The organism is Vibrio sp. Vb0304, assembly GCF_033338995.1.
GTDB lineage: Bacteria > Pseudomonadota > Gammaproteobacteria > Enterobacterales > Vibrionaceae > Vibrio > Vibrio alginolyticus.
This window is the reverse complement of the sequence record NZ_JAWOTT010000169.1, coordinates 1-1,310: the sequence shown is the minus strand read 5'-3', so window position 1 is coordinate 1,310 and position 1,310 is coordinate 1. Positions and strand designations below refer to the sequence as shown.

Sequence of the window (1,310 nt, the reverse complement as noted above, 5' to 3'; positions counted from 1 at the left end):
AGCAATGTTGCTTTGCGAGGTGAAATGGTTGGATCTTTCGCCATCGTGGTATCAACGTTTTCGATAACCAGAATCGCATCGTCCACCACGATACCAATCGCGAGAATCAAACCGAACAAGGTTACCGTGTTGATGGTGAATCCTGTCGCTTGCATGATGGCAAACGTACCAATCAACGAAACTGGAATCGCGACCACTGGAATTAACGTTGCTCGCGCACTGCCCAAGAATAGGTAGGTTACGGCAATAACCAGTAGAATCGCTTCGACAAGTGTTTTTACCACGCCTTTGATCGACTCAGCGACGAACACAGTCGTGTCGTAGCTGGTTTCGTAAGTCATACCTTCAGGGAAGTTTTCGCTCAAGCGTTCAAGCAGTTCCATTACTGCTTTACCACTTTCTAGTGCGTTTGCATCAGACTGAAGTGACAGAGCGACAATCGAAGCATCTTGCCCACGGAACTTACCGTTACCATCGTAGAACTTCTTACCCAGTTCAACACGTGCAACATCTTTTAGATAAACCGTAGAGCCATTTGGATTGGCACGAAGAACAACGTTTTCAAACTCGCTCACACTTTCTAAGCGGCCTTTCGTCACTAGGTTAAACTGCACTTCTTGCGGGTTATTGTACGGCGCAGCACCAACACGGCCAGCAGCAACCTGAACGTTTTGCTCCGCTAAAGCAGCATATACATCCGATGTCGTTAGCTTGAGGTTGGCCATTTTTTCTGGGTCCAACCACACGCGCATCGCGTATTCACCACCACCAATTACATTTACTTCGCTGATGCCTTTCGCACGCGCCAACTGATCTTTTACGTTCAAGTTGATGTAGTTAATTAAGAATTGGTCATCATACTTGCCGTCTGGTGAATAGAAGTTCAGAACCATCAATAGGTCAGGAGAACGCTTTTTCACCGTCACGCCGACCATGCGCACTTCCTGAGGCAGTTTTGACTCAATCTGTGACACTCGGTTTTGCACGTTCACCTGCGCCATATCTGGGTCGGTACCAACATCAAACGTAACGTTTAAGCTGTACGAACCATCGTTAGCACTTTTCGAAGACATGTAAATCATGTTTTCTACGCCGTTCACCGATGTCTCTATCGGATCGGCGATGGCCTGTTCAACCACTTCGGCACTTGCGCCAGTGTAGTACGCCGTTACGCTAACCGACGGTGGACTAATTTGCGGATATTCAGCCACTGGCAAAATCGCTAACGAAATGGCACCAGCCAACGTCAGGATGATCGAAATGACCAGCGCGAACTTAGGTCTTTGTATAAAGAAACGACTTAACATGTG

General features: G+C 47.5%; 1 pseudogene. It reads right to left on the bottom strand.

The features are described 5' to 3' along the window. A pseudogene (gene vmeZ, locus R7P35_RS24710) lies at positions 1-1,307 on the bottom strand (multidrug efflux RND transporter permease subunit VmeZ); the annotation flags it as partial. Positions 1,308-1,310 lie beyond the last annotated feature (3 nt).